25 protein-coding genes are annotated in these 25,001 nt (G+C 65.5%); 15 read left to right on the top strand and 10 right to left on the bottom strand.

Annotation, left to right across the window (positions count from 1 at the left end; all coding sequences use genetic code 11):
* Positions 1 to 48: 48 nt before the first annotated feature.
* The 6 genes from tkt to P0D68_RS31160 all read right to left on the bottom strand — a co-directional run bounded on the left by tkt (position 49) and on the right by P0D68_RS31160 (position 7,392).
* Positions 49 to 2,100, bottom strand: a complete 2,052-nt coding sequence (gene tkt, locus P0D68_RS31185; RefSeq protein ID WP_408302608.1) for a transketolase — start codon at positions 2,098 to 2,100, stop codon at positions 49 to 51.
* 46 nt (positions 2,101 to 2,146) lie between these two features.
* Positions 2,147 to 3,019: a phosphoribulokinase gene (locus tag P0D68_RS31180; protein WP_091803556.1), complete on the bottom strand. Its 873-nt coding sequence runs from the start codon at positions 3,017 to 3,019 to the stop codon at positions 2,147 to 2,149.
* Positions 3,020 to 3,083: 64 nt separating this feature from the next.
* Entirely contained in the window at positions 3,084 to 4,223 is a 1,140-nt protein-coding gene (locus P0D68_RS31175) for a class 1 fructose-bisphosphatase (protein WP_408302606.1), read from the bottom strand.
* A gap of 26 nt (positions 4,224 to 4,249) precedes the next feature.
* The gene (gene cbbX / locus P0D68_RS31170; protein ID WP_408302604.1) at positions 4,250 to 5,299 is read right to left on the bottom strand and encodes a CbbX protein; all 1,050 of its coding nucleotides are present in this window, start codon (positions 5,297 to 5,299) and stop codon (positions 4,250 to 4,252) included.
* Positions 5,300 to 5,354: 55 nt separating this feature from the next.
* Entirely contained in the window at positions 5,355 to 5,783 is a 429-nt protein-coding gene (locus P0D68_RS31165) for a ribulose bisphosphate carboxylase small subunit (protein WP_408302602.1), read from the bottom strand.
* A 109-nt stretch (positions 5,784 to 5,892) separates the two neighbouring features.
* A complete protein-coding gene (locus tag P0D68_RS31160; protein WP_408302600.1) occupies positions 5,893 to 7,392 on the bottom strand; it encodes a form I ribulose bisphosphate carboxylase large subunit in 1,500 nt (499 codons plus the stop codon).
* Between the two features lie 473 nt (positions 7,393 to 7,865).
* On the opposite strand from P0D68_RS31160, the gene pqqA reads away from it, so the two are divergent.
* The 3 genes from pqqA to P0D68_RS31145 all read left to right on the top strand — a co-directional run bounded on the left by pqqA (position 7,866) and on the right by P0D68_RS31145 (position 9,411).
* Entirely contained in the window at positions 7,866 to 7,940 is a 75-nt protein-coding gene (gene pqqA / locus P0D68_RS31155; RefSeq protein ID WP_013342881.1) for a pyrroloquinoline quinone precursor peptide PqqA, read from the top strand.
* Between the two features lie 101 nt (positions 7,941 to 8,041).
* On the top strand, positions 8,042 to 8,641 hold the full coding sequence (locus P0D68_RS31150; RefSeq protein ID WP_408302598.1) for a DUF447 domain-containing protein: 600 nt from the start codon (positions 8,042 to 8,044) through the stop codon (positions 8,639 to 8,641).
* Positions 8,642 to 8,667: 26 nt separating this feature from the next.
* Positions 8,668 to 9,411, top strand: coding sequence for a (5-formylfuran-3-yl)methyl phosphate synthase (locus P0D68_RS31145; protein ID WP_408184202.1), 744 nt, complete (start codon positions 8,668 to 8,670; stop codon positions 9,409 to 9,411).
* 80 nt (positions 9,412 to 9,491) lie between these two features.
* Here the strand turns inward: P0D68_RS31145 and P0D68_RS31140 are convergent, their stop codons facing one another.
* The 3 genes from P0D68_RS31140 to P0D68_RS31130 form a co-directional block, all read right to left on the bottom strand.
* Entirely contained in the window at positions 9,492 to 10,082 is a 591-nt protein-coding gene (locus P0D68_RS31140; RefSeq protein WP_091803572.1) for an amino acid kinase family protein, read from the bottom strand.
* A 157-nt stretch (positions 10,083 to 10,239) separates the two neighbouring features.
* Positions 10,240 to 11,379, bottom strand: a complete 1,140-nt coding sequence (locus P0D68_RS31135) for a hydantoinase/oxoprolinase family protein (RefSeq protein ID WP_408302595.1) — start codon at positions 11,377 to 11,379, stop codon at positions 10,240 to 10,242.
* On the bottom strand, positions 11,376 to 12,455 hold the full coding sequence (locus tag P0D68_RS31130) for an ATP-grasp domain-containing protein (protein ID WP_408302592.1): 1,080 nt from the start codon (positions 12,453 to 12,455) through the stop codon (positions 11,376 to 11,378). Before P0D68_RS31130 ends, P0D68_RS31135 begins: the two co-directional genes overlap by 4 nt.
* A 14-nt stretch (positions 12,456 to 12,469) precedes the next feature.
* Between P0D68_RS31130 and P0D68_RS31125 the strand changes: the two genes are divergently transcribed.
* The 12 genes from P0D68_RS31125 to P0D68_RS31070 all read left to right on the top strand — a co-directional run bounded on the left by P0D68_RS31125 (position 12,470) and on the right by P0D68_RS31070 (position 23,985).
* A complete protein-coding gene (locus P0D68_RS31125) occupies positions 12,470 to 13,228 on the top strand; it encodes a HisA/HisF-related TIM barrel protein (protein ID WP_091803582.1) in 759 nt (252 codons plus the stop codon).
* Between the two features lie 286 nt (positions 13,229 to 13,514).
* Complete coding sequence (locus P0D68_RS31120) at positions 13,515 to 14,891, top strand: molybdopterin-binding domain-containing protein (protein WP_408302713.1); 1,377 nt, start codon at positions 13,515 to 13,517, stop codon at positions 14,889 to 14,891.
* A complete protein-coding gene (locus P0D68_RS31115; RefSeq protein ID WP_408468797.1) occupies positions 14,888 to 16,588 on the top strand; it encodes a formylmethanofuran dehydrogenase subunit A in 1,701 nt (566 codons plus the stop codon). The genes P0D68_RS31120 and P0D68_RS31115 overlap by 4 nt, the downstream gene beginning before the upstream one ends.
* 21 nt (positions 16,589 to 16,609) lie before the next feature.
* Positions 16,610 to 17,569 (top strand): formylmethanofuran--tetrahydromethanopterin N-formyltransferase, encoded by a 960-nt coding sequence (gene fhcD, locus P0D68_RS31110; protein WP_408302588.1) that lies wholly within the window; start codon positions 16,610 to 16,612, stop codon positions 17,567 to 17,569.
* A complete protein-coding gene (locus tag P0D68_RS31105; protein WP_408302586.1) occupies positions 17,566 to 18,411 on the top strand; it encodes a formylmethanofuran dehydrogenase subunit C in 846 nt (281 codons plus the stop codon). The genes fhcD and P0D68_RS31105 overlap by 4 nt, the downstream gene beginning before the upstream one ends.
* 78 nt (positions 18,412 to 18,489) lie before the next feature.
* On the top strand, positions 18,490 to 19,056 hold the full coding sequence (locus tag P0D68_RS31100) for a cytochrome b (RefSeq protein WP_091803597.1): 567 nt from the start codon (positions 18,490 to 18,492) through the stop codon (positions 19,054 to 19,056).
* Complete coding sequence (locus P0D68_RS31095; protein ID WP_408302584.1) at positions 19,053 to 20,066, top strand: alpha/beta fold hydrolase; 1,014 nt, start codon at positions 19,053 to 19,055, stop codon at positions 20,064 to 20,066. Before P0D68_RS31100 ends, P0D68_RS31095 begins: the two co-directional genes overlap by 4 nt.
* Positions 20,063 to 20,983, top strand: a complete 921-nt coding sequence (pqqB, locus tag P0D68_RS31090) for a pyrroloquinoline quinone biosynthesis protein PqqB (protein WP_408302582.1) — start codon at positions 20,063 to 20,065, stop codon at positions 20,981 to 20,983. The genes P0D68_RS31095 and pqqB overlap by 4 nt, the downstream gene beginning before the upstream one ends.
* 78 nt (positions 20,984 to 21,061) lie before the next feature.
* On the top strand, positions 21,062 to 21,814 hold the full coding sequence (gene pqqC / locus P0D68_RS31085) for a pyrroloquinoline-quinone synthase PqqC (protein ID WP_408184194.1): 753 nt from the start codon (positions 21,062 to 21,064) through the stop codon (positions 21,812 to 21,814).
* The gene (gene pqqD / locus P0D68_RS31080; RefSeq protein ID WP_408302580.1) at positions 21,811 to 22,101 is read left to right on the top strand and encodes a pyrroloquinoline quinone biosynthesis peptide chaperone PqqD; all 291 of its coding nucleotides are present in this window, start codon (positions 21,811 to 21,813) and stop codon (positions 22,099 to 22,101) included. Before pqqC ends, pqqD begins: the two co-directional genes overlap by 4 nt.
* A gap of 4 nt (positions 22,102 to 22,105) precedes the next feature.
* Positions 22,106 to 23,320 carry a pyrroloquinoline quinone biosynthesis protein PqqE gene (gene pqqE / locus P0D68_RS31075; RefSeq protein WP_091803609.1) on the top strand — a complete coding sequence of 405 codons (1,215 nt, stop codon included), beginning with the start codon at positions 22,106 to 22,108 and terminating at the stop codon, positions 23,318 to 23,320.
* Between the two features lie 2 nt (positions 23,321 to 23,322).
* Complete coding sequence (locus tag P0D68_RS31070; protein ID WP_091803612.1) at positions 23,323 to 23,985, top strand: response regulator; 663 nt, start codon at positions 23,323 to 23,325, stop codon at positions 23,983 to 23,985.
* Here the strand turns inward: P0D68_RS31070 and P0D68_RS31065 are convergent.
* Positions 23,955 to 24,965 (bottom strand): histidine kinase, encoded by a 1,011-nt coding sequence (locus P0D68_RS31065; RefSeq protein WP_408302577.1) that lies wholly within the window; start codon positions 24,963 to 24,965, stop codon positions 23,955 to 23,957. The genes P0D68_RS31070 and P0D68_RS31065 overlap by 31 nt on opposite strands.
* Between the last annotated feature and the right edge of the window lie 36 nt (positions 24,966 to 25,001).

The raw sequence follows: 25,001 nt of genomic DNA, 5'->3' as shown, positions 1-25,001 counted from the left end.
ACCTGAACGTATTGGCTCGTGGCGCACCGCGCGTGCCGCATGGCGGCGTTATCGCGCGCGTTGCGCGACGCGGCGGGCTTCATCCACCACGGCCCGCGCGGTCAGGTCGAAATGCTCGAACAGCGCGGCAGCGGGGGCGGATTCGCCGAAGGTATCGATACCCACCACGCCGCCTTCGAGTCCCACGTATTGCCGCCAGAGCGCCCGCACGCCCGCTTCGACCGCGACGCGCGGCACACCCGGCGGCAGGACCGCGTCGCGCCATGCGCCGGGCTGCCGGTCGAACACGCTGGTGGACGGCATCGACACGACCCGCGCGGCGATGCCCGCTTCGGCAAGCAGCACGACAGCATCGAGCGCAAGTGAGACTTCCGAGCCGGTGGCGATCAGCACGACCCGCGCTTGCCCAGCTTGGCCCGCCTGCGCCGGCCAGTCGCGCAACACATAGCCGCCGCGCTCGATCGCGTCGATCTGTTCACCGCTGCGTGCGGCGAACGGCAGATTCTGGCGGCTCAACAGCAGGCACGACGGGCCGTCGCGTTCCACCGCGCTCGCCCACGCGCGAGCGGTTTCGACGGTGTCGCACGGACGCCAGACATCGAGTCCGGGAATCAGCCGCAAACTCGCCGCATGCTCTACCGACTGATGCGTCGGCCCGTCTTCGCCGAGGCCGATCGAGTCGTGCGTGAACACGAAAATCGAACGGGTCTTCATTAACGCGGCCATGCGTAACGCGCTGCGCGAATAGTCGGAGAACGTGAGGAAGGTCCCGCCGAACGGAATATGCCCGCGATGCAGCGCGATGCCGTTCATCACCGCGCTCATGCCGAATTCGCGCACGCCGTAGTGCAGATAGTTGCCGCCTCGCAGTCCGTTGTCGTCGGCGTGCACGTCGACCGAGGTTTTCCAGTTGGTGAGGTTCGAGCCGGTCAGGTCGGCCGAACCGCCCAACAGTTCGGGCAATGCGCGAGCCAGCACGGTGATTGCCTGCTGCGAGGCCTTGCGGGTTGCTATCGACTCGGCCGCGTGGTCCGCGTCGCGCACCATCGCGCGGACCGCATCGCGCCACTGCGCGGGCAGCGTGCCTTGCGTGCGCCGCTCGAACTCGGCCGCTTCATGCGGATAGCGCCGGCGATAGGCCGCGAAACGCGTGTTCCAGTCGGCTTCGGCGCTCGCGCCCCGCTCGTTCGCGTCCCACAGCGCGCGAACCTCTGTGGGCATTGCGAACGGCGCATGCGGCCAACCGAGCACCCGCCGCATGTTCGCGACTTCGTCGGCGCCGAGCGGCGCGCCGTGTACATCGTGCGTACCCGCCTTTGACGGCGCCCCCTTGCCGATCACCGTGCGGCAGCAAATCAGCGTCGGCCGGTCCGTTGCGCGTGCGCGCGCCAAGGCCTGGTCGACCGCGTCCACGTCGTGTCCGTCCACTTCGCGCACGACATGCCAGCCGTACGCCGCGAAACGCGCCGGGGTGTCGTCGCCGAACCACTGCGCGACGTGGCCGTCGATCGAGATGCCATTGTCGTCGTACAGCACCGTGAGCTTGTCGAGCTTCAAGGTGCCGGCGAGCGAGGCCGCCTCGTGCGAAATGCCCTCCATCATGCAGCCGTCGCCGGCAAATACATACGTGCGATGATCGACGATGGAATGGCCGGGCCGGTTGAATTCGCGCGCGAGCAGCGCCTCGGCGAGCGCCATGCCGACCGCGTTTGCCAATCCCTGCCCGAGCGGGCCAGTGGTCGTTTCGACGCCGGGGGTCACGCCCACTTCAGGATGCCCGGGCGTCTTGCTGTGCAATTGCCTGAACCGCTTGAGTTCCCCGATCGGCAGGTCGTAGCCGGTGAGATGCAGCAACCCATACAACAGCATGGAGCCGTGCCCGTTCGACAACACGAAGCGGTCGCGGTCGGGCCACGCCGGATGACGCGGATTGTGTTTCAGATGCCGGTCCCACAGCGCGACGGCAATCTCGGCCATGCCGAGTGGCATGCCGGGATGACCGGACTTCGCGGCTTCGACCGCATCGATCGCGAGCATGCGCAGCGCGTCGGCCATCAGCCGGGTTGCGGGTGTTGCGACGGATTCTGCGACGGCACTCATCGAATGTCTCCTTGCTCGAAATGGACGGACCGTGTTGCGCGGCGCCTCAGGCGCGCGCCCGACGGTCGACCAGTTGCAGAATCATCGGCGTGAAAATCAGCTGCATCGCCAGACCCATCTTGCCGCCCGGCACGACGATCACATTCGGACGCGACATGAACGAGTCGTGCAGCATGGTCAGCAGATACTGGAAGTCGATTCCCTTCGAGCGAGCGAAACGGATCACGACGAAGCTCTCGTCCGGCTGCGGAATCTCACGGGCGATAAACGGATTCGATGTATCCACCGTCGGCACGCGCTGGAAATTCACATGCGTGCGCGAGAATTGCGGGCAAATGTAGTTCACGTAGTCAGGCATGCGCCGCAGGATCGTGTCGACCACGGCCTCGTGCGAGTAACCGCGCATGGTCTGGTCGCGATGCAGTTTCTGGATCCATTCGAGGTTGATGATCGGCACGACGCCGATCAGCAGATCCGCGTGCCGCGCAATGTCGATATCGTCGGTCACCACCGCGCCGTGCAGCCCTTCATAGAACATCAGGTCCGTGTCGGGCGTCACGTCCTCCCACGGCGTGAAAGTTCCGGCATCCTGCTTGTAGAGCCGCGTTTCGGGTTCGTCATGCACGTAGTGGCGCAATCTTCCGGTGCCGTTCTCGCCGTAACTGGCGAACAGGGACTCGAGTTCTTCGAGGAGATTCGCTTGCGGTCCAAAATGGCTGAAATTCGGCGCGCCATCCCGCTCGTGCTCTTTCATGGCCTCGCGCATGCCGTTGCGGTCATAACGATGAAAAGCATCGCCTTCCACGATCTGCGCGTTGATCTTTTCGCGCCGGAAAATATGGGTGAAGCTCTTCATCACGGTCGTGGTGCCGGCGCCGCTCGAACCGGTTACCGCGATGATCGGGTGTTTGACTGACATGCGCTTGTCTCCGGATAGTAGTGTTCTGGTCGGCCGCGCTTCGCGAGCCTGGGTATTCGGGCCGCTAGGCGGTGAAACCCGGCAGGAACAGCGAGCGCCGGCTGAATAGCGGTGAGCTGAAGGGCTGATCCTCGCCGCGGTCGTATTCGCCGTGATAGCGGCCGATGCGCTCCACCTCGTTCTTCGAGCCGAGAATCACCGGCACGCGTCCATGCAGCGCGCGCGGCACCACGTCGAGAATGCGCTCGCGCCCGGTGATCGACAGACCGCCTGCCTGTTCGACGAGAAAGCTCATCGGGCTGGCTTCATACAGAAGCCGCAAGCGCCCTTCCATAGCCGCCGTCTTCGAGTCGCGCGGGTACATGAACACGCCGCCGCGCATCAGGATGCGATGCACCTCGGCGACCATCGAGGCGATCCAGCGCATGTTGAAGTCGCTCGCGCGGCATCCGCTGCGCCCGTCCTTGCACTCCTGCACATAGCGGCGCACCGGCGGTTCCCAGAACCGTTCGTTGGACGCGTTGATCGCGAACTCGACGGTGTCTTCGGGAATGCGGATATTCGAATGCGTGAGCACGAAGTTGCCGATGTCGCGCTCCAGCGTGAAGCCGTGCGTACCGTTGCCGACCGAGAGCACGAGCATGGTCGACGGGCCGTAGACGGCGTAACCCGCCGCCACCTGTTCGCGGCCCGGCCGCAAAAACGCGGATTCGCCGATCGTGCCGCGCGGCTCGCCCGCGTTGCCGTCCACGCTGCTGTCCACGCTGCCGTCGCCATTGCGCAGCACCGAAAAGATCGACCCCACCACACCGTTGATGTCGATATTCGACGAACCATCGAGCGGATCGAAGGCGAGCAGATAGTCGCCACGCGGGTAGCCAGGCGGAATCGAATAGACGCTCTCCATTTCCTCGGACGCCATCGCCGCCAGCAGTCCGTCCCATTCGCATTGCTGCACGAAGATTTCGTTGGTCGCGACATCGAGTTTCTTCTGCTCCTCGCCGTGCGTGTTGAGACTTTGCGCGGAACCGTAGTTGCCGCCGAGCGCGCCTTTGGTGAGCATCGCGGAGATCGACTTGATCGCGGCGGCGACGTCGATCAGGAGCGCCGAGAGGCCGGCGTTACGTACCGTCCCCGCCGAACTGGGCTGGCGGTCGAGGGTGTCGATCAGAAACTTCGAAAGCGTCGTACGTCCGTCTTGCATGGCGATCTCCTGAGGATTGTTTTCGTTTAGCCTGGCGGCGCCGGCACGGCGCGCGTTGCATGAGAGGACGCAGGCGCCCCGGCGTTTGCGGCGAGCGGTTCAGTGAACACGCGGCTCGCACGCACGTCGGCGGCGGCGATCAGGGTGAGCGCGGCTGCGTCGATCGGCGCGCCGCCTTGCATCGCCGTGGCGAACAGACGATTGGCCTGGCGCAGCCGCGAGCGATCGAGCGCATTGCGCACGGAGCGGGCGTTGGCGAAATTCGCCTGGCGGGTGCGCAGGGCGAGATAGTCCGCGAAAGCACGCCGCGAATCGCCGTCGAAACGGTAGTGCATCGTCGCGAGCATGCGCTCGGCAATGTCGAGCAGTTCCGCGCCGTCGTAGTCGGGAAACGTGATGTGATGCGCAATGCGCGAGCGAAAGCCCGGATTGCTCTCGAAGAATACTTCCATGCGATCCGCGTATCCGGCCAGAATCACCACCAGATCGTCGCGCTGGTTCTCCATGGTCTGAAGCAGGATTTCGATCGCCTCCTGACCGTAATCGCGTTCGTTTTCCGGGCGGTACAGGTAATACGCTTCGTCGATGAACAGCACGCCGCCCATCGCGCGTTTCAGTACATCGCGCGTTTTCGGCGCGGTATGGCCGATGTACTGGCCGACCAGATCGTCGCGCGTTACTGAAACCAGATGATTGCGGCGAATGTAGCCGAGCCGGTGCAGCACTTCGGCCATGCGCAGCGCGACGGTGGTCTTGCCCGTGCCGGGATTGCCCGAGAAACACATATGCAAGGTGGGCGCGCCGCTCGCGAGACCGAGCGAATCGCGCGCGCGCTCAACCAGCAGATGCGCCGCGATCTCGCGAATGCGGGTCTTCACCGGAACGAGCCCGACCAGATCGCGGTCGAGTTCGGCGAGCACGTCGCCGATGCCGGAATCGCGATAGAGCGCGGCGAGATCGACCTGCGGCGCTGGCGCGCGCCTGTCGTGGGGCGCGACAGCGGCAGCGGCCCGCTCTGCGGAAACCGGCGCGTTCGTGTCCGGCGCGTTCGTGTCGACGGCGGCAGCTTCGGTCATGGCCACTCCTTCTGCTCATGGCGGTTCATCGAGCCTCGCATTGCGAGGCCATCTTCTAACGCGCCGGCCCGTATCGCTCACCCGACGGCCGGTCGCCCGCGTAGCCCGACAACCCGTAACGCTGCACCCGTCCCGGGCCGTCCTGACGCGTCAGGCGGAACCCTGGCTCCCCGTCCGGACGGTTGACGATGAACGACAGCCGCATCGTCTCGAAGCCGCGCACCGAGTCGAATGCGTTGATCTTGATGTAGTGCTGCGGCTGCGCCTCGCGGCACGCCTTCACTTCCTGCATCACGCCGGCCGCATCGTGCAGATCGAACATCGGCAGGCCCCACATTTCCCAATAGGTGTTGCGCGGATGCGGGTCGTCGGTGAATTCGACCGAACAGGCCCAGCCCTGGCGCAGCGCATAGTCGATCTGCAAGCTGATCTCCTCGTCGGTCAATTCCGGCAAGAAGGAAAACGTGCCCTGTGTAATACGCATGACGTACCTCGTTGATGAATGCAGCGTTCGGAGCGGCGCCGACAGTCTCCCGCGCAATGCGGCGGCACTGCGGTCAGACCTGCGCGGAGAATCTTCAAATGCCCGCCGCTCAAGCGGCGGTCGGCGTGGCGGCGAAATCCGGCGTGTCGGTGGACGCGTAGTTGAAGGTCACGTCCCGCCACGTATCGAGCGCCTGCTTGAGCGGCGTACACCAGCGCGCCGCGGCTTCGAGAATGTCCGGCCCTTCGTGAACGATGTCGCGGCCCTCGTTGCGCGCCTTCACCATGGCTTCGAGCGCGACGCGATTGGCCACCGCGCCCGCCTGAATCCCGGCCGGATGGCCGATCGTGCCGCCGCCGAACTGCAGGATCGCGTCGTCGCCAAACAGATCGAGCAGTTGATGCATCTGTCCCGCATGAATACCGCCCGAGGCCACCGGCATCACTTTGCGCAGGCCGGCCCACGGCTGGTCGAAGAAAATCCCGCGCGACAGATCGACCTCGTTGTGCGCCTCGCGGCACACGTTGTAATAGCCCTGCACCGAGAGCGGATCGCCTTCGAGCTTGCCGACCGCCGTGCCCGCATGCGCGTGATCGACACCCGCCATACGCAGCCACTTCGCGATCACGCGAAACGAAATGCCGTGATTGCGCTGGCGCGTATAGGTGCTGTGTCCCGCGCGATGCAGGTGTAGGATCATGTCGTTCCTGCGCGCCCAGCGCGCCATCGATTGAATCGCGGTCCAGCCGATCACCAGATCGATCATTACGATGCATGAACCCAGTTCCTTCGCGAATTCGGCGCGCTCATACATGTCCTCCATCGTGCCGGCCGTCACGTTCAGGTAATGGCCTTTCACTTCACCCGTCTGCGCTTGCGCGTGATTCACTGCTTCCATCGCAAACAGAAAACGGTCGCGCCAGTGCATGAACGCCTGCGAATTGATGTTCTCGTCGTCCTTCAGAAAATCCAGCCCGCCACTCAATCCTTCGTACACCACGCGACCATAGTTCTTGCCCGACAGTCCCAGTTTCGGCTTGACGGTGGCCCCAAGCAGCGGCCGTCCGTACTTGTCGAGCCGTTCACGTTCGACGACGATGCCGGTCGGCGGCCCCTGGAAGGTCTTCAGATAAGCAACAGGTATGCGCATGTCTTCGAGACGCAGCGCCTTGAGCGGTTTGAAGCCGAACACGTTGCCGATGATCGACGCGGTCAGGTTCGCGACCGACCCTTCTTCGAACAGATCCAGTTCATAGGCGATGTATGCGAAGTACTGCGGTTCGCCGGCGTTCGAGGCCGGCACCGGATCGACACGATAGGCTTTCGCGCGGTACATGTCGCATGCGGTCAGCCGGTCGGTCCACACCACGGTCCAGGTCGCCGTGGACGATTCGCCTGCCACGGCCGCCGCCGCCTCCTCCGGATCCACGCCGGGTTGCGGCGTAATGCGAAAGAGCGCGATCACGTCGGTATCTTTCGGCGTGTAATCCGGCTGCCAGTAGCCCATCTCGCGATACTTCATCACGCCCGCGGCGTACCGTTCGCGAGGGTTCGCCGCATCGCGCGGCTTGTGTATGGAATCGATCACCGGTTGACTGAAATCGTTCATGACGTATCCTCGAGTGTGAACAGGCGCGCTGCCGGAAGAACGAAGCGCTTGTGTGCACTGTAGGCATGAACGCAGTCATTGAGAATTCACGATTTTATTTGGCAGACTTAACCGATCCGTTATCCATCACGGAAACGCGAAGCGAATTTTCAACACCCGCGCTCGGAACGGTGGACAATGGCTCATATGGGAACTGCAAGCATGGCGTGACAGGAGGACAGCAAGCGTCTGCCCGTCATGGAACACTTTGCTGCATTCCCGGAACAGTGCGCGGCGTCACAGTTTCGTGCCGCCCGCCCGGTCGCCGCGCCGGTGCAATTCGGCAAACGCTGTATTGCGGCGCGTCACTGCGCGGTTCACGCCGCGTGGTCGAAAACCCGGCATGGAGCTTGCGTGGTAATGAACGCCAATGCAGTTCGGCATCACGCCGGACCGACGGCGCAACGCTGTATCACTACATGGAGGAAGCACATATGCAATGGACGACTCCGAGCTACACCGATATGCGTTTTGGTTTCGAAATCACGATGTATATCGCTACGCGTTAAGCCCGCAAGGGCCGCGAGACGCGGCCCTTCTGCGGATTGGTGGGTTAATCCCTAGCTAGACGGCCGGCCTTTCGGCGCTGCCAGGACACGCGTTCCCAGCCATGATCCACGAAACGATCGTCACCACGGCAGCGTGCGATGGCCGTCCTCATATCGCGCCGATGGGAGCCCGTTATGAGGGCGACTTCGTCATCCTTTCCCCTTTTCGTCCTTCGGTGACGCTCGACAATATCGTCGCATCGCGCGCGGCGGTACTGAACTTCACCACGGACGTTCGTATCTTCGCCGGCTGCGTCACGCATTGCGCCACCGATTGGCCGACACTCGCGGCAAGCCGCGTGGCTAGCGTCAGGCTCGCCGAGTCGCTCGCGCATACGGAACTCGAACTCGACGAACTCCGCGACGACAAGGAGCGCCCGGTGCTGCGCATGAAATGCGTGCACCGCGAAAACCATGCGCCGTTCGGCGGCTTTAACCGCGCCCAGGCCGCGGTGGTGGAAGGCGCGATTCTCGTCAGCCGGCTTTTCATGCTGCCCGCCGACAAGGTGGACCGGGAAATGGCCTACCTGCAGATCGCCATCGACAAAACCGCGGGCGAGGTCGAACTCACCGCCTGGAGCTGGCTCACGGCCGCGATCGCGCGGCACCGCGAGAATCTCGCAGCTTCCGGCGGTTCGGCCGCCGAACTCGTATCCCACTAGCCCTTCCCGTGTTTCGGAGAATCTCGATGACCGCATTGCTCGCGAGCGTCCGCTCGGACGACGAGGCGTTCGACGCCGCCCAGGCCGGCGCCGACCTGATCGACCTGAAAGAGCCGAACGCGGGCGCGCTCGGCGGTGTGTCGATTAGCGATATCACGCGGATCGCGCGCCGGCTGCGCGCCCATTACCCGGTCAAGCCGATCAGCGCGACGATTGGCGACGTGCCGTCGGACGCACTGGACGAGATCGCCACACGCGTCATCGAAGTCAGCGACGCGGGCGTCGATTATGTGAAAGTGGGCGTGACGCGCGGACCGGCCGCACGGCACTGCCTCGATCAACTGGCCAGCCTGCCGGCGGCGGTCGTGCCCGTGCTGCTGTGCGACGGCGGCATGGACGGCGAGCTGGTCGCTTACGCGGCCACGCTCGGCTTCGTGGGCATGATGTTCGACACGTCCGGCAAAGACGGCAGCACGCTGTTCGACCACGTGGATAGCGACACGCTCGCGCAGTGGCTACGGATCACACGCGAGCGCGGCGCCATGAGCGGCATTGCCGGTTCGCTCGGCTGGGCGCAGTACGACCAGATTCGTGCGCTCGCGCCGGATGTGGCGGGTTTTCGCACGGCGCTCTGTGTCGATGGACGGCGCTCGCGGCTCGATCCGCAACGCGTCGCGCAATGGGCCGCCGCGCTGCATCGTCCTGCGGGCGAGGTGAGCGGCGCCGTTGCCGCAGCGGATGCGAGCGCCGCGGGCGTGGCCCATTTCTAAGGCGCGCTTGCCGCTTGCGCATGTCGTTGCAAGTCGTCGCATTTCGCTGCACGGACGGCGACACGCAACGCGGCCGGGCGCTAGCTCACCGGCGTATTCAGCAGCCGGTCGCGCATCAACGCGACATTGTCCTTGTTGAGCAGTTCGACCACGTAGTTGGCTTCGTTCACATAGTCGACGAAACACCGGTCGACCACGCCGCTCGCGGCCAGCGTCTCGAGCCGCTCGCCCTCGGAGATCGGGCATGACTTCACCACGATCAGCCGCTCGGCGTTGAGCATCGTCGAGAGCCATGCGGCGAGGCTGTCCGAGGTGGTGTCCCAGTTGCTCATCGCGTCCGGCGTGTCGCGCATCAGCGCGGTCGGCACCCATACGGCGACATGGCCGTCGCGCAGCGCGCGGCGGATCTTCGCCTCGCTCGAAGCGAGCACGAGTTCAGGCAACACCCCTTGCATGAGAATCGCGTATTGCGTCATGGCGAGCAGACACATGTTATGGGCGGCGAGATCGTCGAAGCGCCACTCGCTCTGGTATTGCCGCACCTTGTCCGCGAAATCGCCGCCACCGGGCACGATGACGACGCGCCCGCCCCCCACTTCACAGAGCTCGGTGAGCCAGTGGCGCAGCGTCGGCTCGTGACTCAGGCTGCCCCCGATCTTGACCACCCACATGACCGTTGTCCTCGCTTCCGATTGACTGCATTTGCCTGCTGTTTGCTCAATTGCGCGATGCGTCTGCCTGTTCCGCCGCGTCTGCCAGCGGCTTTTCCGCCTCACGCGGCAAACCAAACCTGCGCCACGCCGAGTCGTTCGCCTCAAGTCGTTCGCCTCACGCCGCCCGCGGCGCCGCGCTGCGGTTTTCGTCGGTGGCTTCGCCCTGCTGCATTGCGGCCAGCAATGCCACCGCCACACTCGGCGCGCACGTCGCGGCCCAGTCCAGGCGGCTCGCTGGCACCGCCGCCAGCGCGCCGAAATCGATGTAGCCGCGTGCCTCTTCGCGCGCCAGCGCAGCCGCGAGAAAACGTCCGCAGCCGGCGCCCACCAGCGGCGCGGCGGCGAGTTCAGGGTGCGCCGCCGTGACGCGCGCCAGATTCACGCCGATTTCGCGCATCTGCAGCTCGCGCCAGCGGAGCGCGAACCTGCGCCATTCGGCCGGGTCCGCTTCATGGGCATCCCGGCCGATCATCCGCGCGAGCCGTGTGCGGCTTGCGCTCTGCGTCTTCGGTCCCTGGTCGGCGCTCGGGTACAGGTCGTACTGCGGCGCCAGTTCACCCGTGAGCCGGTAGACGTCCGCCGTGGTCGCAAACCATTCGTTCATCACGTTGACGGCCGCCCCGGCGAATTCGATGCGCTGCGCGATACCGCACAACGGCGTGCGCACCACGCCCTGGTACACGAGTTCGCCCGTGGCGAGCCGCCCGGCATCGGTCGCGGCACGCGCGACGACACGGCCGCCCGCGAGCGGAATGATGTCGGTGGTGGTGCTGCCGATGTCGACGAGCAGCGCGTCGGATACGCGTGCGGCCACCCAGCGCGCGGTCGCGAGCCAGTTCGCCGAGGCGACGCTGCGCCAGCCGGCCGCGCAGGTCTGCGGCGTAAGCCAGCCTGCGTCGCCGGCGTAGAAGCGCAGCCGCGGCCCGAGCCGCTGCGCCAGCGCGGCGGCGATCGCCCGCACGCCTTGCGCGCGGTCCTCGAACAGGTCGACCATCTCGCCGGTCATTGTCACCGCGTGTTGCGCGGCCGCTGTCTGCGCGGCGGGCCAGCGTTCGAAGACGAGGTCGATGGTTCGCTCGAGATGGTCGAGCCCCTGCCACAGCGGACACGCCCATTGCGCGATGTCGAGCACGGCGCCGTGGCCATCGGTCAGCGAAACCTTGACGTGCGCGCCGCCGACATCCCAGCCGAATATCGGCGCGCGTTGTTCCGTCGTGGGGGTTGCATGCTTAACCGTGACATGCGCGGCGCTCATGGCTGGGCTCCGCAGGCACACGGCGCGCCATGGCTGCGCGCCGCCGGACCGGATCGCTCGATGCGCACCCCGTGCGCGGCGAGCAGCGTGCGTGCGAGGTTGCCGCCCAGCGCCTCGGAAAGGCCGGCATACGCGACGGTCAGCCGCGGATTGACCTCGATCACAACCGGCCCGCGCTGCGGATGCCACACCACGTCGATGCCGACAAAGCCGCGCAAGCCCGGCATTGCCTTCGCGACGCGTTGCGCGAGCACGTCGAGCATGCGGCCCTGGTCGCCGGCCGGATCGATCTGGTTGACCGTCACGCCGTCGAATTCGACGATGCGCGGTTGCTGCCCCGCATCGCCTGCGCTCAAGCTGATTTGCTGACGGTTGATGCTCACGAGTTCCACGCCCTCGGCGCGGCAGACGAGCGAAAGGCTGAGCGGTTCGCCCTCGACCCATGCCTGCAGTACGGGGTTGCGTGCGGCGGCCGCGCGGGCTTCGTATTCGGCGCAGGCGTCGACGAAATTGTCGAACACGAAGGTATCGAGACCGCCCGCGCCGTCGTCGGGTTTCACGACCCAACGCTCGCCGCGCCGCTCATCGGCCTGTGCCGGTTCGGCCTGTCCTGGTTCGGTCTGTCCGGGTTCGATAGCAGGCGTGGTGGCGATGCCATGCGCCGCGAGGCACGCCGCCGTCGCGCTCTTGCTCGACGCCACGCGGATCGCTTCTTTCGCGCAGCCGAGCCAGCGCGCCGCGCCCACCGCATCGTACAGACGCAGCAGCAGCCCATCGCATTCCGGCGCGATGATCCACGCGTAATCGTGTTCACGCGCCACCCGTGCGACGAAAGCCGTCATCGACTCCCCTTGCGCGGCCCTACAATGAGCGAGCGCCGGGTCGACGGTTTCGAAGCGCGAACTCGCGAAGCTCACTCGCACACCGTCGAGTTCGCGCAAGTCGTTCACGAGCGCGTCGCGCATCACCCGGCCTTCGACGATCAGCGCGCTCAGGTCGGCAAGACTCGCCGCGCCGGCATGCGCCGGGTCGATACCGCCGCCGGTGAGATACTCGAAGACAAAGATCTTGGTCAAAGGAACGCGCCCCTATGCAGGTGATACCGGTTCTCGATCTGCTCGACGGCCACGTGGTGCGCGCGGTGCGCGGCGAACGCACGGCCTATCGGCCGATCCGCTCGTCGCTCGCCGCCACCAGCGAGCCGCTTCACATCGCTCGTGCGCTGCTTGCCGCAAGCGGCGCACGAACGCTCTATATCGCCGACCTCGGCGCGATCCTTCAGCAAGGCGCTCATGTCGAGACGCTCGCTGCATTGCGTGCCGCCCTGCCCGGCACTGACATCTGGCTCGACGCGGGCTATGCCGACTACTCGTCGATGCATACGCTGTTCGAACGCATCGAAGCCACCGGCAAGCGCAACAGCCACAGCGGCAATCCACCTCCTGCGCACGATCTTGCGACTCTCGTACCTGTCTTCGGCACCGAGTCGCTCCACGACCTCGACGCGCTCTGCGCCGCCGACGCTGCCGGACTCTCGCCGATCCTTTCGCTCGACCATCGCGCCGGCCAACTGCTCACCGCTACCGCCTTCGAACGCACCGCCGCATGGTGGCCTCGAAGAGTGATCGCGATGACACTCGATCAGGTGGGCAGCTACGACGGCCCCGATCTCGCCACCGTCGAACGCATTCGTGCCGCTGCACCCGCGCAAACCGCCGTGATCGGAGCAGGCGGCATTCGTGATCGCGACGATATGGCGGCAGCAGCCCGCACTGGCGCTTCTGCGTGGCTCGTGGCGTCCGCGCTGCATGATCGCCGAATCGGCATGCCACTCACCGAGTCCACCTAAGCGAGCCATACAAATTCCATGCCAATCGGCGCAGGGGGTGTGCATGTAAACGAACGGCAAGCTGTTGTGGCAGTTCGTGACACTCTGCTCCAGGTTGACACACAACCTGTGCGGCGCAGCCGGCAGGCGCGTCGCCGAATCAGCGCCACGACTGCGCAATGCGGCGAAAACCGCGACCGTATCGATTGCTTTAAGCGCAGGGCCACATAAGCCACGCGCGACGCGTCGCACACCCGCGCCACCGGCTTGTATTCAGATCGGCATGGAGCTTGCTAACAATGCGGCCATGCATCTCTCGCCCAATGATCCATCGTCCCCGAACCCGTCGGCCGCGGCCAACGTGCCCGCCTCGACAGTGACGCGCGATTGGACCTGCCCGTTCTGCCCACTGCTGTGCGACGACCTCGTCGTCGAGTCTCGCGAAGACGCCACGCTCGCCGTGCCGGATACCGAATGCCCGCGGCTCGCGCAAGCGCTTGCGTGTTTCGGCAATGCGGACGCAGCATGCCGCAACAGCGTCGACGGACACGACGCGGATCTCGATACCGCAGTGGCGAGCGCGGCGCGGATCCTGTCGTCGGCACGCCGCCCGTTGTTCGGTGCGCTGACCACGGACGTTGCGGGCACCCGCGCGCTGTACACGCTCGCCGCCGGCTGCGGCGCGATCCTCGACCATCTGCATGGCGATGCATCGAGCGCCGCCACGCTGTCATTGCAGGATCGCGGCTCGTTTTTCACGACGCTTTCCGAAGTGCGTTCGCGTGCGGACCTGCTGGTGTTTTTCGGCTGTCAGCCGTCGCAGCGTTATCCGCGATTTTTCGCGCGTACGCTGGAAGGCACGCCGCAGCAACGCGAGCTGGTGTTCGTCGGTTGCACGCCCGACCCGGCTGCGAGCGGCCTGGCGAATACACACGTCGAAGCGCTCCTGCCGCACGCCGATCCTTTCGATACGCTCGCGCTTTGGTCCGCGCTAGCCGAAGGCCGTGAAGCCGGCACGTTGCAAGACAACGGCACGGGTGCGGCACAAGCACTGGCCACGCTGCAGGCGCGCATCGCCGCCGCGCACTACACCGTGCTCGTCTACGAGCCTGCCGCACTGCCCGGCCCGCACGCCGCATTGCTGATCGAAGCCTTGAACCGGATCGTCAAAGCGGCAAACCGCACGGTACGCGCCGGCTGTCTCGCGCTCGGCGGCGACGACGGCGCATTGACCGTCAACCAGACCGTGACCTGGCTCTCGGGTCTGCCGCTCCGCACGCGTGTCTCGACGCCCGCACGCATCGCCGGCGCGGCGCCGCTCGACTACGATCCGTATCGCTATCGCACGGCCAGACTGCTCGCCGAGGGCGAAATCGATGCCCTGCTGTGGGTCGCCAGCTTCGCGCCGCCGGCATGGCCGCAAGCGCTCGAGGAGAACGTGCCGGCGATCGTGCTCGGCCATCCCGCTCTAGCCGACGCCGCCAAAGCGCGCGGCGGCGCCACTGTCTTCATTCCGGTCGCGACGCCAGGCATCGATAGCGGCGGCCATCTGTTTCGTGTCGACGGCTCGGTCGTCATGCCGCTTGCTCCTGCGCGAGGCGCGGCGCTGCCCTCGGTGGCGGCGATCGTCTCGCAACTGGCCGCGCGACTCGTCGCCGAGCCCGCCGCACAGGTGCAGTCATGAGTCTCGTCCGGCTCAAAGGCGGCACGATCTACGACCCGGCGAACGGCGTCGACGGCGAGCGCCGCGATCTGACGTTCCGCGACGGCCGCGTTGTCGACCTGCCCGCCACCACGCCGGCCGATCATGAATACGATGCCACCGGCATGATCGTGATGGCAGGCGGTATCGACATGCACTCGCATATCGGCGGCGGCAAGACCAATCTTTCGCGCCTGCTGCTACCCGAGGATCATCGCGACGATCCTGTGCGGGACGCCGCCTACGAAGCGGTACAGGACGCGAACGGCCGCTACCTGCGGCTACCGTCGTGCGGCGTGTGCACGCCCGGCACGCTCGCGACCGGCTACCGCTACGCCGAGATGGGCTACACGGCCGCGTTCGAACCGGCCATGATGCCGTCCAACGCACGCCACACGCACCTCGAAATGGGCGATACGCCGATCATCGACCACGGCGCGTATGTGATGCTCGGCAACGACGAACTGTTCCTGCAGATGCTCGCTGCACGCAATGACTTCGAGCGTCTGCGCGACTACATCGGCTGGACGATTCACTCGAGCAAGGCGCTCGGCGTGAAGGTCGTCAATCCGGGCGGCATCTCCGCATTCAAATTCAACCAGCGCTCGCTCAACGTCGACGAGCCGCACGTGCACTACGGCATCACGCCGCGCGATGTGCTGCACACGTTGTCGCGCGCGTTGACCGAACTGCGCGTGCCGCATCCGCTGCATGTGCACGCGAGCAATCTCGGCGTGCCCGGCAATATCGACTCGACGATCGCCACGATGGATGCCGCCGACGGGCTGCCGATCCATCTCACGCATATCCAGTTTCATAGCTATGGCACCGAGGGTCCGCAAAAATTTTCGTCGGGCGCGCGGCAGATCGCGGAAGCGGTGAACGCGCGGCCGAACGTGTCGATCGACGTCGGCCAGATCATCTTCGGACAGACCGTCACGGCCTCCGGTGACACCATGATGCAGTTCCGCAACACGCCGCTCGCGCGGCCGCACAAATGGGTGGTCGGCGATATCGAATGCGACGCGGGCTGTGGCGTGGTGCCGTTCCGCTATCGCGAGCAGAGCTATGTGAATGCATTGCAGTGGATCATCGGGCTTGAAATCTTTTTGCTGGTCGACGACCCGTGGCGTGTCGCGATGACGACCGATCATCCGAACGGCGGCCCGTTTACGAGCTATCCGCATCTGATCCGTCTGCTGATGGACAAATCGTTTCGCGACGAGCAGCTCGCGAGGCTCAATGCCGACGCGCAAGTGGCGAGCGCGTTGCCGCAGTTGCAACGCGAGTTCTCGCTGTACGAGATCGCCATCATCACGCGCGCCGGACCGGCTCGCCTGCTCGGACTGCGCGACCGGGGCCATCTGGGCGTGGGCGCCGCGGCGGATATTGCCGTCTATCGCGATGTCGCGGACCGCGAGCGGATGTTTACGTCGCCCGCTTATGTGTTCAAGGACGGCGAACTGGTCGCGCGCGACGGCACGCTCGTCGCCACGCCCACGGGCGGCATCCATTTCGTCTCGCCCGAATTCGATCGCGGCATTGAGAAGACGCTGCGCGCCTACAGCGACGCTAATCTCGCGAGCAACTTCGCGCATGCGGCCATCAGCGACGACGAGATCTGCAATTGCTGCCGCGGCGGCAGATTGCTGCCGGTCGAATGTCTCGCGAACGGCTGAGCACAAAGTGAAGCGCACACAATGAGCGAACCGGCGACCCTGCAGATCAACGGCACCACGATCGACGCCACCTTCGCGGAAGCTTTTCCGATGAAGGCGACCCGGCTCGTCATCACCGCCCATACGCCGGCGTGGGCGATGCATGCCGCCAACTCGCTGACGGGGTTCGCGACCTCGGTGATCGGCTGCGGCTGCGAGGCCGGCGTCGAGCGCATGCTGCCGCCCGCGGAAACGCCCGATGGCCGGCCGGGTGTGACGGTGCTGCTGTTCGCGGTGTCGTCGAAGGAATTGGCCAAACAGATCGGGCGGCGCGTCGGACAATGCGTGCTCACGTGTCCGACCACCGCCGTGTATGGCGGCATCGATCCTGACACGAGCGGCGCGCCGCTATCCGATCGGGCGTCGCTCGGCAGCGGGCTGCGTTTTTTCGGCGATGGCTGGCAAATCTCGAAGATGCTCGGCGACACGCGTTACTGGCGCGTGCCGGTCATGGACGGCGAGTTCGTCTGCGAAGACACCGCGCTGACCGTCAAGGCCGTGGGCGGCGGCAACCTGATCCTGCTCGCGCGCGATATCGACGCCGCGCTCGCCGCCTCGGAAGCGGCGGTCGCCGCCATGCGCAAGCTGCGGAATGTGATCATGCCGTTCCCGGGCGGCGTGGTGCGCTCGGGTTCGAAGGTCGGCTCCAGATACAAAGGCGCGAGCGCCTCCACCAACGACGCGTTCTGTCCCACCCTCACGGGTCTCTCGCCGCGCAGCGAACTGAGCGCGGAAGTCGGCTGCGTGCTCGAAATCGTGATCGACGGGCTCACGGATGCGGATGTCGGCGCCGCGATGAGCGCGGGGATCGCTGCGGCCACCGGACTCGGGCGGGCGGCAGGCCTGCTGCGGATTTCGGCGGGCAACTACGGCGGCAAGCTGGGGCCTTACCACTTTCACCTGCACAGCCTTGCCGCAGGCCTCGACGGGAGCCGCGCATGAGTCAACACACCACGTTGCGCGTGAAAACGGCCCCGGGTTTCCGCGTCGACGCTTCCGCGCTGCAGCCGGCGTCGCTCGCGGCGATGAGCGTGGCGCAGATCGAGCGCCTCGCCCTGCCCGCGGGCAATGACAGGTGTATCGTGGGCGATATATTCGACGTGTCGCGCCATGAGGCCGCCACTGAACCCGCGGCGCCTCACGCTGGCGCCATGCTGGTGATCGAGAACGCGGCACCCTGGCTTGATCGTATCGGTGCGCGGATGGCGGACGGGCATATCGTCGTGCACGGTTCGACCGGCGACTTTAGCGGTTTCCAGATGGCGGGCGGCACGTTGCAGATTCACGGCGACGCCGGCCATTTCACCGCATGTGAAATGCGCGGCGGCCGCCTCACCGTGACCGGCCATAGCGGCGATTTTGCCGCCGGCGCACTCGCCGGCGACATGGAAGGCATGACAGGCGGCACGCTGACGATTCATGGCAACGCGGGCGCACGGCTTGCTGATCGCATGCGCCGCGGCCTCGTGCTGGTCGGCGGCAATGCGGGCGATTTTGCCGCGTCGCGGCTCGTGGCCGGCACCATTGGTATCGCCGGGCAACTGGGCGCGCATTATGCGTATGGTATGAGACGCGGCACGCTCGTGCTTGCCCAGCGGCCCACGCGCTTGCCGCCGACGTTTACCGGCGGCGGTCGCGGTTTCGACGTGTTCTGGGCGCTCCTCGTGCGCAGTCTCGCCGATGAAATCGCGCCCTTCTCGCAGTGGCGCACGGCGAGCTTGCCGGCGCGTCATACGGGTGATCTCGCAGTCGACGGACGCGGCGAAATACTGGTCGTGAGCTAGCCGCCGAAACCGGTCGGCCCGCAAAGCGGCCAGGCAAACGGTGTTCGGCAGAAACACCGGATAACGAAGGAGACAGGCATGACGATGGCGCATTCTCCCCACCTATCTGCGGGTGCCGACGCACCCGCACCGCGCTATGCCGGCGCGATGATCGCGTTGCACTGGCTGATTGCCGTCGGCATTATCGGCCTGCTCGCGCTTGGACTGTATATGGTCGGACTGCCGAAGGGGCTGCCTCTCAAGGCGACGCTGCTCAACCTTCACAAGTCGGTCGGACTGACGGTTTTCCTGCTGGTGCTTCTGCGCATCATGGCGCGTGCGGCCTTCAAAGGGCCGCCCTTGCCGCCGATGCGACCGTGGCAACGCGCCGCCGCGCGCACTACGCAGGGCCTTTTATATGTAGCCATGGTCGCGATGCCGGTGTGCGGCTATCTGGGTTCGTCGTTCAACCGTTACGGGACGCGCTTCTGGGGCATTGCGCTGCCAAAGTGGGGCTGGGATGACGCGAGCTTGCGCGAACTTTTCTTCGGGCTTCACCAGGCGATCGGCTATGCGCTGATCGTATTGATCGTGCTGCATGTGGCGGGTGCGCTCAAGCATCAGTTGATCGATCGCGACAATCTGCTCGCGAGGATGTTGCCATGACGCGGCGCGCTTCACGGCAGGCGTCGGCACCTGCACCGCTGAAGGTCGATACGCTGCGTACGCGCGACGGGCATCGTGTGTCGTTCACGGTGGCGGGCGCAGTTGACGGCGTGCCGGTCGTCGTATTGCACGGTGGCCCAGGCAGCGGCAGCCAGCCAGGCGCGCTGCGGCTTTTCGATCTGACGCGCTTCAGGGTCGTGCTGATCGACCAGCGCGGCACGGGCGCCTCGACGCCGCACGGCAGCGTGCGCCATAACCGCACGGATAGGCTGATCGAAGACATTGAAGCGATCCGCGTTCGCCTGGGCGTGCAGCGTTGGGGCGTACTCGGCGGCTCGTGGGGCGCCGCGCTCGCGCTCGCTTACGCCGGCCGGCATCCGCACTCGGTGACGGGCGTGGTGATGCGTGGGCTGTTTCTCACTTCGTTGCGCGAGGTCCGCGGGCTCTTCGTCACGGCGCGCAAACACGCACCACGGGCATGGACGCAGCTCTGTGCGGCCGCGCATTGCGACCGGCCCGCCGCGTTGCTGGCCCGCTGCCATGAGCGCTTGCAACGGGGTGGCGATGCAAAGGAAGCGACCCAGCATGCGCTCGCACTCGCATGGCGCGGCTATGAAAATGCCGTGCTCGCCAGCGCCGACTCGCGCCGCTCACACTCGCCCGCACGAACTTCGCGTCGAGACGTACGCAAGCTGGTCGGCAAATACCGCATTCAGGCCCACTACCTGATGCATCGCTGCTGGCTCGGCGAAACCCGTCTGCTCGCGCTGGCGCGCCACGCTGCCTCGGCCGGCGTGCCGCTCGCCGCGGTGCATGGCTCACGCGATCCAGTCTGCCCACCGGGCAATCTGCGACGTCTCGTGCGTGCCGTTCCCGCGGCCCACGTCGAATGCGTGCGCGCCGGCCATCTCGCGAGCGACCCGAGACTGCACGAACGTGTTGCCCACGCACTCGCAACGATGTTCCTTCCAACCGCTCACGAGGGGCGCGTTCTGCGCCGCGCGGCATGAAAATCAAGGTACTCGGCTCGTCGGCGGGCGGCGGTTTCCCGCAATGGAATTGCAATTGCCACAATTGCGACGGCGTGCGGCGCGGCACGCTGAAGGCGACGCGCCGCACGCAATCGTCGATCGCAGTCAGTGCGAATGGCGAGGACTGGCTGCTCGTCAACGCGTCGCCCGATCTGCTCGCGCAGATCGCCGCCAATCCGGAATTGCAGCCGGCCCGCCGCGTGCGCGATAGCGGCATTGCCGCAGTGCTCGTCATCGACGCGCAGATCGACCACGTCACCGGCCTGCTGATGCTGCGCGAGCGCGACACGCCACTGCCGCTCTACGCAACCGATGCCGTTTGGCAGGACCTGTGCAGCGGTTTTCCGGTCGCGCCGATCCTCTCGCACTATTGCGGCGTCGAACATCGCCGTATCGCGCTCGACGGCGCGCCGCTCGCCGTGGACGCACTCAACGGCGTACAGATCGACGCGCTGCCGCTGTCGAGCAAGGCGCCGCCCTATTCGCCGCATCGCAACGCACCCGAGCGCGGCGACAATATCGGGCTCGTCATCACGAACCGGCAGACCGGCAAGCGCGTGTTCTACGCGCCCGGACTCGGCGCGATCGAAGCGCACGTGCTCGCCGCGATGCGTGAGGCTGACCTGCTGCTAGTCGACGGTACGGTGTGGACCGGCGACGAAATGATCCGCCTGGGTCTCTCGAAGAAGACTGCTGCCGATATGGGCCATCTGCAACAATCCGGGCCGGGCGGCATGATCGAGGTACTGGATTCGCTCGACGCGCACAATGTCCGCAAGGTGCTGATTCACATCAACAACACCAATCCGATTCTCGTCGAGGATGGGCCAGAACGGCGCACGCTGACCGAACACGGCATCGAGGTAGCGTACGACGGAATGACGTTCGAAATATGACGTTAAGCATGACTGCAGAAGTCAGGTTATGAAGCGTCAATTCAAAAGCATAGCCATGAAGCAGAAAACGGAGACGGCATGAACGCGAAAGACACTTTGGGCACGGCGCCGCCGCACGACACGCAGACGAACGGACGGGGCGACAGTCCCGCCTGGACCCGCGAAGAATTCGAAGCACAGTTGCGGGCGAAAGGCACCGCTTACCATATCCATCATCCGTTCAATGTGAAGATGAATAGCGGTGGCTGCTCCCGCGAACAGATACGCGGCTGGGTCGCAAACCGCTTCTATTATCAGATCAATATTCCGCTCAAAGATGCGGCCGTGTTGTCGAATTGCCCCGATCGCGAGACACGCCGCCGCTGGGTGCTGCGCATTCTCGACCACGACGGCTATGGCGATCAGGAAGGCGGCATCGAAACATGGGCGCGCCTGGGCGACGCGGTCGGCCTCTCGCGCGACGACCTGTGGTCGCTGAAACAGGTGACGCCCGGCGTGCGCTTCGCCGTTGACGCTTATGTCAATTTCGCGCGCCGCGCGCCGTGGCAGGAATCGGTCTGCTCGTCGCTCACGGAAATGTTCGCGCCGCAGGTTCATCGCGACCGGCTCGCGACCTGGCCGGAACACTATCCGTGGATCGAGTCGTCAGGCCTCGCGTATTTCCGCTCGCGCATCTCGCTCGCGCAACGCGACGTGGAGCACGGGCTCGCGGTCACGCTCGATCATTTCACACGGCGCGAACAACAGGAACGCGCGCTGGAGATCCTGCAATTCAAGCTCGATATCCTGTGGACCATGCTGGATTCGATCGAAAAGGCCTTTCCGCAATGAACGACCTGCCACGCGCCGGCGGCGCCATGCAAACCGCCGATCGTCCGACCATCAACAAGCTCTTTCGTCTGCAATGGGAGCCCGCTCAGAACGCGCACGTTCTGCTCTACCCGGAAGGGATGGTGAAGCTCAATCAGAGCGCGGCGGAAATCCTCAAACGTTGCGACGGCACGCGCGATATGAACGCTCTGATCGCCGACCTGGAGCAGGCGTTCAACACGACCGGGCTGGGTCCGGACGTGCGGGCGTTCGTTGCCGACGCGCAGTTGCGCGGCTGGCTGGAGTAGCGCGATGACCGATCTCTCACAACCTGCAGCCGCGGCGCAACCTCAAGCAACGCCGGACGGTGTGGCGCCGCCGCTCTGGCTGCTCGCGGAACTGACTTACCGCTGCCCGCTGCACTGCGCGTTCTGCTACAACCCGGTCGACTATACGGATCACAGCCGCGAGTTGAGCACCGAACAATGGATCGGCGTGCTGCGCGAGGCACGCGCGCTCGGCGCCGCGCAACTGGGGTTTTCAGGCGGCGAGCCGCTGGTGCGGGATGATCTCGAAGTGCTGGTCGCCGAGGCGCGCAAGCTCGGCTTTTATACGAATCTGATCACCTCCGGCGTCGGTCTCACCGATAAGCGGCTCGGCGACCTGAAAGCGGCCGGCCTCGACCACATCCAGTTGTCTTTCCAGGATTCGACGCAGGAACTGAACGACTTCCTGAGCAGCACCCGAACCTTCGATCTGAAACAGCGCGTCGCCGCATCGATCAAACAGCACGGCTTTCCGATGGTGCTCAACTGCGTGCTGCATCGCTATAACCTGCCGCACGTCGACAAGATCATCGAGATGGCGCTCGCGATGGGCGCCGAATACCTGGAGCTCGCCAACACGCAGTACTACGGCTGGGCGCATCAGAACGAAGCGCAGTTGATGCCGACTCAGGAACAGCTCGACGAAGCCGAAGCGGTAGTCGAACGCTACCGCCGCACGCAGGGCGAGCGCTGCAAGATTTTCTTCGTCGTGCCGGACTATTTCGAACGACGCCCGAAGCGCTGCATGAACGGCTGGGGCGCAGTGTTTCTCGGCGTTGCGCCAGACGGCGCTGCGCTCCCCTGCCACGCCGCACGCAGTCTGCCCGGACTCGTGCTGCCGAATGTCAAAGACACGCCGCTGCGCGAAATCTGGTACGAGAGCGACGCCTTCAACCGCTTTCGCGGCCTCGCGTGGATGAAAGAGCCGTGCCGCAGTTGCGACGAAAAGGAACGCGACCTCGGCGGCTGTCGTTGCCAGGCGTATCTACTCACCGGCGATGCGGCCAATGCCGACCCCGTCTGCGACAAGTCGCCGTCGCATGACACCGTCTTGAAGGTGGTGAACGTGGCGCGGCGCGCGGCCGCCGCAGTTGAACCGCGCGAGCAGCCGATCCTGTTTCGCAACGACGCCAACTCGCGCAAGCTGGCGTCCGTTGCGGCATGCGGGAAGACCGGCGAACACGGCGGCACAGGAGGCTGACCATGACAGCGGGAGACATTTCCGTCTTGCTCGTCGACGATCACGCGGTGGTGCGCGAGGGCTACCGGCGTCTGCTCGAACAGAATGCCGACGTGCATGTGTGCGGCGAGGCCGCCGACGCCAGTCAGGCCTATCAGCGTTTCTGCGCGCTGCGCCCGGACGTGGTGGTAATGGACGTATCGTTGCCGGGCGCCAGCGGCATCGAAGCGATGCGCCGTATGCTCGCGCGCGAGCCGGACGCTCGCGTGCTGATCTTCAGCGTGCATGAGGACGCGATTTTCGTGCGCCGCGCGCTCGATGCGGGCGCTCTCGGCTACGTGACCAAGGCGAGCGCCCCCGACGTGCTGGTGGAGGCGGTGCGCACCATCGCCCGGCGCGCCGGTTATCTGAGCCCGGATATCTCGCAGGCGCTCGCGCTGCGCAACGCGTTCAGCGAAGGTCCGCCAGGACGGCAGTTGTCGGCGCGTGAGTTCGAAGTGCTGCGACTGCTCGTGCAAGGTTATACGCTGCCGAGCATTGCCGAGAAACTGGGGTTGAGCCAGAAGACCGTGGCCAATCATCAGTCCGTGATCCGGCAGAAATTCGGCGCCGACAATGGCGTGCAGCTCGCCCAGATGGCGAGCCGCCTCGGGCTTCAGTTCACCGGTTCGGCAAGCCCTGCGTGAGCGGGCACCCGCGCGCAGAACAGGAAACCGCCTTCCGGCTTGCTCGCCACGTGAAACTCGCCGCCTAGCGCCTCGACCCGCTCGCGCATGCCGATCAGGCCGAGCCCGCCGCGCGGCTTGTCGAGGTCGACGCCGGGGCCGTCGTCGGCCATGGTGACGACGATTTCATCGATGAGCCCGGCGTCATGCCCTTCGTGCGACTCGCGTGGGGCACGCACCATGAACACTTCCACGCGTGCAGTGCGGGCAAACTTCGACACATTGGTCAGCCCTTCCTGCACGAGCCGGTAAAGCGTGATGGTCAGCGCGTCGCTCAGACCGGCAAAGTCCCCTTCGATCGTCAGCGAGAACGACGCGTCCGGCAGACGCTCACGCCAGCCGTCGACGCAATGCTCCAGCGCGCTCGGCAAACCGAACTCATCCAGGCCGATCGGCCGCAGTCGCCGGATCATGCCGCCAATCTGCCGATAGACGTGGCTCGCGCTCTGCATGAGGCCGAGCGCGACGCGATGTATCTCCGGCTCGCGTGTGCTGGACAAATCGCGGATGCGCGCGGCGTCGAGCGAGATTGCGTTGAGGTACTGGCCTAGCTCATCGTGCAGCTCGCGCGCCAGATGGCGGCGCTCCAGTTCCTCTGCTTGCAGCGCCTGATTGGCGAGACGCCGGTTGTCGGCGAGCAGGCGCTCAGCCTGCTCTTCCAGTGCGCAGCGCCGGCTCAGTTCGCGGCGCGCGTCGCGGTAACGGCGCCATGCAAACCACGCGAGGCCGATGGAGAGCACGCACAGCGTGCCCGGCAATTCGTCGAGCTGGAAACGCTCGAGGCCCCGCGTCCAGCGGTACGCGTGCTCGCTGAAATCGAACCTCGCGCTCAGCACGGCGGCGAGCATCGACAGCGCAAACACCCACGCAAGGTCACGCCACACCGCCGAATGCGGTGGTACGGAGCGCACTGAAGAAGGGTTCGAGGGGTCGCTAGCCATCACGTTTGCATTCGTCACGTTTGCATTCTACTCAGA

It is taken from the genome of Paraburkholderia sp. RL17-380-BIE-A, assembly GCF_046028085.1.
GTDB lineage: Bacteria > Pseudomonadota > Gammaproteobacteria > Burkholderiales > Burkholderiaceae > Paraburkholderia.
This window is presented reverse-complemented; position numbering and strand designations above follow the sequence as displayed.

Bases quoted from the DNA above. Each gene is read 5' to 3' on its own strand.
- fhcD (WP_408302588.1), top strand. From the start codon at position 16,610: ATGAGCGAACCGGCGACCCTGCAGATCAACGGCACCACGATCGACGCC.
- pqqE (WP_091803609.1), top strand. From the start codon at position 22,106: ATGACCGATCTCTCACAACCTGCAGCCGCGGCGCAACCTCAAGCAACG.
- tkt (WP_408302608.1), bottom strand. From the start codon at position 2,100: ATGAGTGCCGTCGCAGAATCCGTCGCAACACCCGCAACCCGGCTGATG.
- P0D68_RS31150 (WP_408302598.1), top strand. From the start codon at position 8,042: ATGATCCACGAAACGATCGTCACCACGGCAGCGTGCGATGGCCGTCCT.
- pqqD (WP_408302580.1), top strand. From the start codon at position 21,811: ATGAACGACCTGCCACGCGCCGGCGGCGCCATGCAAACCGCCGATCGT.
- pqqC (WP_408184194.1), top strand. From the start codon at position 21,062: ATGAACGCGAAAGACACTTTGGGCACGGCGCCGCCGCACGACACGCAG.
- P0D68_RS31065 (WP_408302577.1), bottom strand. From the start codon at position 24,965: ATGGCTAGCGACCCCTCGAACCCTTCTTCAGTGCGCTCCGTACCACCG.
- P0D68_RS31100 (WP_091803597.1), top strand. From the start codon at position 18,490: ATGACGATGGCGCATTCTCCCCACCTATCTGCGGGTGCCGACGCACCC.
- P0D68_RS31105 (WP_408302586.1), top strand. From the start codon at position 17,566: ATGAGTCAACACACCACGTTGCGCGTGAAAACGGCCCCGGGTTTCCGC.
- P0D68_RS31070 (WP_091803612.1), top strand. From the start codon at position 23,323: ATGACAGCGGGAGACATTTCCGTCTTGCTCGTCGACGATCACGCGGTG.
- P0D68_RS31120 (WP_408302713.1), top strand. From the start codon at position 13,515: ATGCATCTCTCGCCCAATGATCCATCGTCCCCGAACCCGTCGGCCGCG.
- P0D68_RS31145 (WP_408184202.1), top strand. From the start codon at position 8,668: ATGACCGCATTGCTCGCGAGCGTCCGCTCGGACGACGAGGCGTTCGAC.
- P0D68_RS31160 (WP_408302600.1), bottom strand. From the start codon at position 7,392: ATGAACGATTTCAGTCAACCGGTGATCGATTCCATACACAAGCCGCGC.
- P0D68_RS31180 (WP_091803556.1), bottom strand. From the start codon at position 3,019: ATGTCAGTCAAACACCCGATCATCGCGGTAACCGGTTCGAGCGGCGCC.
- P0D68_RS31095 (WP_408302584.1), top strand. From the start codon at position 19,053: ATGACGCGGCGCGCTTCACGGCAGGCGTCGGCACCTGCACCGCTGAAG.
- P0D68_RS31135 (WP_408302595.1), bottom strand. From the start codon at position 11,379: ATGAGCGCCGCGCATGTCACGGTTAAGCATGCAACCCCCACGACGGAA.
- P0D68_RS31165 (WP_408302602.1), bottom strand. From the start codon at position 5,783: ATGCGTATTACACAGGGCACGTTTTCCTTCTTGCCGGAATTGACCGAC.
- P0D68_RS31125 (WP_091803582.1), top strand. From the start codon at position 12,470: ATGCAGGTGATACCGGTTCTCGATCTGCTCGACGGCCACGTGGTGCGC.
- P0D68_RS31140 (WP_091803572.1), bottom strand. From the start codon at position 10,082: ATGTGGGTGGTCAAGATCGGGGGCAGCCTGAGTCACGAGCCGACGCTG.
- P0D68_RS31175 (WP_408302606.1), bottom strand. From the start codon at position 4,223: ATGCAAGACGGACGTACGACGCTTTCGAAGTTTCTGATCGACACCCTC.
- P0D68_RS31115 (WP_408468797.1), top strand. From the start codon at position 14,888: ATGAGTCTCGTCCGGCTCAAAGGCGGCACGATCTACGACCCGGCGAAC.
- cbbX (WP_408302604.1), bottom strand. From the start codon at position 5,299: ATGACCGAAGCTGCCGCCGTCGACACGAACGCGCCGGACACGAACGCG.
- pqqB (WP_408302582.1), top strand. From the start codon at position 20,063: ATGAAAATCAAGGTACTCGGCTCGTCGGCGGGCGGCGGTTTCCCGCAA.